We start from the raw sequence: 5820 nt of genomic DNA on the forward strand, positions 1-5820 counted from the left end.
GTCGAGGCCGCGCTTGACGGTGACCTGGCGCAGCGCGTTGGCCTGGTTCCACGCCGAGATCTCCAGGATGCCGGTGGCGCAGGCCTCGGGGCTGAGGCCGAGCTGCGTCGCGAGTGCCTCGATGCCGGCGCGGGCAGCATCGACGTCGAGCGGGATCTCGCCCCCGAGGAGGTGGGGTGGGATGCGGCCGAGGAACACGTGGGCGTCGGTGATCGTGACCTCGGTGCCGCCCTTGCCGTAGCAGATCGGGCCCGGATCGGCGCCCGCCGACTGGGGGCCGACCTTGAGCGTCCCCTCGGGGCTGAGCCAGGCGATCGAGCCGCCGCCGGCACCCACGGTGACCACGTCGATCATCGGGATCTTGGAGGGGAACGCCCCGACCGACCCCTCGGTGGTCAGCGTCGGCTCGCCGTCGATCACCACGCTGACGTCGGTCGACGTACCGCCGCCGTCGGAGGTGAGCACCTTGTCGAAGCCGGCGACCTTGGCGATCAGCGCGGCGCCGAGCGCGCCGGCGGCCGGGCCGCTGAGCACGGTGGTGATCGGTTGGTGCACGACCTCGTCGGCCGAGAGCACGCCGCCGTTGGACTTCATCACGTAGAACGGGATCGTCCGGCTGTCGAGCGCCTCGAGGCGGTTCTTGATGTTCGTGACGTACGCCGAGAGCCGCGGCTTGACGGCCGCGTCGACCAGCGTGGTCATCGCGCGCTCGTACTCGCGGTACTCGCGCAGCACCTCGCTGGAGAGCGACACGACGGCGTCGGGGTGCTCCTCGGCGAGCACGGCGCGCATCCGCTCCTCGTGCACCGGGTTGGCGTAGGCGTGCAGGAAGCACACGCCGAGCGTGGTGATGCCGCGGTCGCGGAACCAGCGGGCCACGGCGCGGGCGCCGTCCGCGTCGAAGGGGCGCACCTCCTCGCCGTTCACGTCGAGCCGGCCCTCGACGCCCCGGACGTGCTCGCGCGAGACGATCCGGTCGGGCTTGACCCAGAAGTAGGAGTTGCCGTAGCCGTCGGGCACCGACTGGCGGGCGATCTCGAGCATCGCCTCGTAGCCGGTGTTCGTGATGAACCCGAGCCGGTCGACCTTGCCCTCGAGCAACTGGTTGGTCGCCACCGTCGTGCCGTGGCTGACCGCGTCGATGTCGGCGCCGCCGGCGCCGAGCAGCCCGAGGACCTTGTCGATGCCGGCGAGGAACCCGTCGGCCGGGTTGCTCGGGGTGGAGGGGGTCTTGGTGGTGACCAGCTCCCCCGACTCCTCGTCGAAGGCGACGACGTCGGTGAACGTCCCGCCGGTGTCGATGCCGATCCGGATGCGGCGACTCATGCGGGTCCTTCCAGGTGGAACGTCGTGGACTGGATCGAGGTCGCCACCAACCTGCCCGACGCGACGACGTACGCCGGCGCCTCGTGGTGGGCGAGAACCTCGCGCAGCGTCGGGTGTCGGTGCACCACGAGGTCAGCGCGGCCGCCCTCCTCGAGGACGTGGCCGGTCACCCCGAGCACGCGCGCGGCGGTGGTCGTGACGGCGTCGTACACGAGGTCGATGCCGGCGGTGTCGACCGCCTCGAGCGCGTGGGCGGCGAGGAACGCGATCTCGGTCATGTTGTGCCGGCCGAAGGGGTAGTACGCATCCTCGATGTCGTCCTGGCCGAGCGCCACGGGCAGCCCCATCGCGGTGAGCTCGCGGACCGGCAGGTGCAGCGGACCCGTGTGCGGGTCGCTGACGAACCCGAGGCCGGCGCGCCGTGCCAGGCCGGCCAGCCGCTCCAGGCTCGGACGGGCGTAGAGGCCCACCGCCCGGGCGTGGTTCGCGACCCCACGACCCTCCAGGCCGTGCTCGATCATCGCGGTCGCGAGCATCTGCGTGGTCCGCAGGCTCGCGTCTCCCGCGTCGTCGACGAGCATCGCGACCCGGCGCCCGTGGGCGGCGGCGATCGCGCACATCCGATCGACGTGCTCACGGGCCTCGGCATCGGTGTGCTCGATCCACGGGATGCCGCCGACGACGTCGGCGCCGAGCTCCACGGCCTCGCGCACGAGGTCCTCGGCTCCGGGGTCGCACAGCAGTCCGTCCTGCGGGAACGCCACGACCTGCAGGTCGACCACCCCGCGGAACTCCTCGCGCAGGCTCAGCAGGGGGATGACGCCCTCCAGCCGCGCCTTGGTGTCGACGTCGGCGAAGGCGAGCACGTGCCGCACGCCGTGCCGCACCGCCTGGAGCACCGCCCGGCGCGCGTTGGGCTCGATCCAGGCGCGGTCGTAGTCGGCCTTCACGGCGCTCGCGAGCTCGATCGAGTGCAGCGCCGAGCCCATGTCGCCGGCGGTGTACGCCGTGAGCGCCGCGTCGCCGATCCGGTCCAGCGTGTGCACCTTGTCCAGGTGCATGTGGCCGTTGACGAAGCTCTCGGTGACCAGCCCGCCGGCCGCGTCGATCTCCGTGTCGCCGCTCAGGCGGTCCTGGCTGACGGCGGTGATCACGGGGCCGTCGACGCCGATGTTCCAGCGCCCGGGTCGGGCGCGCAGCGTTGCGTCCGCAACGACGATCTGGTGGGTGGGCACGGCTCGATTCAACCGGCCGGCGGCGGTGCGGACCACGGCAGAGATTGCCGACGAGGCGGCCGTCCTCCGGCAACTGCTGACAGCAGTGTCAGGCGTCGGGCGCCCTGTCGTTGTAGACCCCGGCCGGCTCCTGCCCGGTCAGGGCCTGGATCGCGGCCATGATCTCGTCGGTGACCTCGCGCCGGGCCTTCCCGGCCGGCACGCCGTCGTACCTCCCGGCGACCTCGATCGGGGCGCCGAAGCGAACCGTGACCGGCACGATCCGCGGCAGGCGGGCGCCGACCGGCTGGAGCCGCTCGGTGCCGGTGAGGCCGACGGGTACGACGGGGGCGCCGGCGCTGAGCGCGAGGTGGGCGACCCCGGTGCGCCCGCGGTAGAGCCGGCCGTCGCGCGAGCGGGTGCCCTCGGGGTAGATGCCGAACGCCTCGCCCCGACCGAGCACCGACATCGCGGTGTCGAGGCTGGCCAGCGCGGCCTTGGTGTCGTCGCGGTCGACCGGGAGCATGCCCATGCCCTCGAACCACGCCTTCTGGGCGCGGCCCTTGAGGCCGCCGCCGGCGAAGTAGTCGGACTTGGCGAGGAACACGACCTTGCGTGGCGCCACGATCGGGATCACCAGCGAGTCGGCGAAGCTGAGGTGGTTGCTGGCCAGGATCACCGGGCCGGTGCGGGGGATGTTCTCGAGGCCGCTCACCGTCGGCCGCCAGATCGCCTGGGCGACCGGTGGGACGACCGTGTGCAGGACGGCGTACATGCTGGGTCTGGGGGGCGCCACGGCACCAGTGTGGCGGTTACCGACTGGTCCGCCGACTCGCGGCCGAAATGGGTGAAGGGCCCTCGGAAGTATGAGTTCCAAGGGCCCTTCGGGTGATCGGTACTGGTGACGCTCCCGATCGGCAGCTCCTCGACTCTGAGTCCCAGCGGCCTCGTCACCCAGCCGCCGCGGTGCCACTCCAGCAAGCTGGTGCGGCTCCGTGTGGACCCTCGTCTCCGAGCTGTCCCGCTCTCCCTTGCGGGAGTGCGTGAGAGAGTTCTATGCCCGCTCACCGGCACGGCGCAAGGGGTTTGCCGAACATTCTCCTGGTTCCACCGATATTGGGTGAGTCATCCACAGAGGCGGCGTGGTTCATCCACAGAAAACGCCCAGATCCCCACAGTTGACCGGGATTCGCTCCTCGCCGAGTCGGCGCAACCGCAGCACCAGGACGGGCCGGGTCGGCGCTACTGCAGACGCCACACCTGCAGACGCGCCGAGTCGGCGGTGCGGGTCGGGACATGGCGAAGGGCCCCTCGCGAGTATGAGTCGCAAGGGGCCCTTCCGGTGACCGGTACCGGTGACGCTCCCGGTCGGCAGCTCGTCGTCGGAGATCCCAGCGACCGCGTCACCCAGCCGCTGCGCCACGGGCCGGCAAGCCGCCCCGCGTCGTTCGGACCCTCGTCTTCGAGCTGTCCCGCTCCCCGTCTCCGGGGTGCGTGAGAGAGTTCTATGCCCCGCGCCGAGCCGCGCGCAAGAGGGTTCGGGAACATTCCGATGGTTCTACCGGAAGACCCTGGTTGCTCCACAGGTTCGGTCCCGGCGTTCCACAGGCAGGGGGCCCGAAACCCACAGGTTTGCCCGCAGCCTGTGGATATCTCCGGCTCCCGGTCCAGACCGTCCTCAGCTCCCGCTGAGCAGGTGCGCCTCGAGGGCCGCGGCAGCCTCGAGCAGGAACCGGTCCCGGCCGTGCGCGGCGACCAGCTGCAGCCCGACCGGGAGCCCGTCGGCGGTGTGGCCGAACGGCACCGAGATCGCGGGGCAGCCGGTGACCGTGATGAGGTACGCCGCCCGCATCCAGTCGAGGTAGGTCTCCATCGGCCGGCCGTTGATCGCGTGGGGGAACTCCTGGTCCGCCGGGAACGGCGGCACCTGGGAGACGGGCATCACCAGCAGGTCGTGACCGCCCTCACCGGCTCCGAAGAACTCCCGCATCCGCTCGGCCAGCGTCGTGCGCTGGGTGTAGGCGCGCGCCACGTCGGCGCCGGTGAGGCCCTCGCCCAGCCGGATGTTGTCGGCCAGCGACTGCTTCAGCTCCCCCGGGTGCTCGGCCAGGAGAGCCCCGAGCTTGGCGTGCAGGTGCCAGGCGCGCAGGGTGCGGAAGGTGTCGTCGGCCTCGTGCAGGTCGGGGTGGGTGCGGCTGACGCTCGCCCCCGCGGCGTCGAACGTGGCAGCGGAGGACCCCACGATCGCGGCGACCTCACGGTCGACCTCGAACGCACCACCGAGGTCCGTCGAGACGGCCAGGCGCAGCCCGGCCAGCGAACCCTCCAGCGGCGCGGCGAAGACCGAGCCGGGGTCGCCCAACGCCTGGGGGGCGCGCGGGTCGGGGCCCGCCATGACCGAGAGCAGCAGGGCGACGTCTCCGACGGTCCGTGCCATCGGACCGCCGACCGAGGTGGTCTCCCACTGGTTGTAGAGCGGCCACTCCGGCACCCGGCCGAGCGAGGGGCGCAGGCCCACGACGCCGCAGAACGACGCCGGGTTGCGCAGCGACCCGCCCATGTCGGAGCCGTCGGCCAGCGGCACCATGCCGGCGGCCAGGGCGCACGCCGCTCCCCCGCTCGACCCGCCCGCGGACCGGCTCGGGTCCACGGGGTTGAGCGTGGTGCCGAAGACCCGGTTGAACGTGTGCGACCCGGCGGCGAACTCCGGGACGTTGGTCTTGCCGATCACGACCACCCCGGCCCGGCGTACCCGCTCGACGATGAGCTCGTCGGCGTCGGGCACGTGCTCGGCGTACAGCGACGAGCCGTAAGTCGTGCGCCACCCCGCGACGGCGTGGGTGTCCTTGAACGCGAACGGCAGGCCGTGCAGCGGACCGACCTCGTCCCCGTGTGCGAGGGCGTCGTCGGCGGCCGCCGCGCCCGCGCGGGCGCGCTCCTCGTCGAGCGAGACGATCGCGTTCAGCTGGGGGTTGCGCGCGGCGATCCGCTCGAGATGGAGGTCGAGCAGCTCGCGCGCCGAGATCTCGCGGCGGCGTACGGCGGCGACCTGCTCGCGCGCGGTCGACTCGACCGAGAGATCGCTCATCGCCGCCCGAACAGCCGGCCCACGACGACGCCCAGCAGCACCAGGCCGGCGCCCACCGCGATGCCCTTGGCGAAGTCGTCGCGCGAGGCGATGCCGGCCTTGGCGGGCGCGGTGAAGACCGCGCCGGCCGAGGCAGGAGCGGCCGGGGCGGCCACCCCGGTGGCAGCGGCCGCCGGCGCCCCGCCCTGCGCG

The 5820-nt window shown here is 72.5% G+C and carries 4 protein-coding genes and 1 pseudogene; all 5 read right to left on the reverse strand.

The features are described from left to right. Positions 1 to 1326 (reverse strand): hydantoinase/oxoprolinase family protein (locus tag Q0L15_RS14685; protein WP_296605197.1); only part of this gene is annotated, 1326 nt, incomplete at its 3' end. Continuing rightward, positions 1323 to 2561 (reverse strand): amidohydrolase family protein, encoded by a 1239-nt coding sequence (locus tag Q0L15_RS14690; protein ID WP_296605198.1) that lies wholly within the window; start codon positions 2559 to 2561, stop codon positions 1323 to 1325. The genes Q0L15_RS14690 and Q0L15_RS14685, both read right to left, overlap by 4 nt. Before the next feature lie 88 nt (positions 2562 to 2649). Then, positions 2650 to 3336, reverse strand: a complete 687-nt coding sequence (locus Q0L15_RS14695) for a 1-acyl-sn-glycerol-3-phosphate acyltransferase (RefSeq protein WP_296605199.1) — start codon at positions 3334 to 3336, stop codon at positions 2650 to 2652. A gap of 882 nt (positions 3337 to 4218) precedes the next feature. Beyond that, on the reverse strand, positions 4219 to 5628 hold the full coding sequence (locus Q0L15_RS14700; RefSeq protein ID WP_296605200.1) for an amidase: 1410 nt from the start codon (positions 5626 to 5628) through the stop codon (positions 4219 to 4221). Further along, positions 5625 to 5820: pseudogene (locus Q0L15_RS14705) on the reverse strand (carbon monoxide dehydrogenase); the annotation flags it as partial. The pseudogene Q0L15_RS14705 and the gene Q0L15_RS14700, both read right to left, overlap by 4 nt.

This window comes from Nocardioides sp., from assembly GCF_024509035.1.
Lineage (GTDB): Bacteria > Actinomycetota > Actinomycetes > Propionibacteriales > Nocardioidaceae > Nocardioides.

Excerpts from the sequence above, each read along its gene's own strand:
- Q0L15_RS14700 (WP_296605200.1), bottom strand. The coding sequence starts at position 5,628 with ATGAGCGATCTCTCGGTCGAGTCGACCGCGCGCGAGCAGGTCGCCGCC.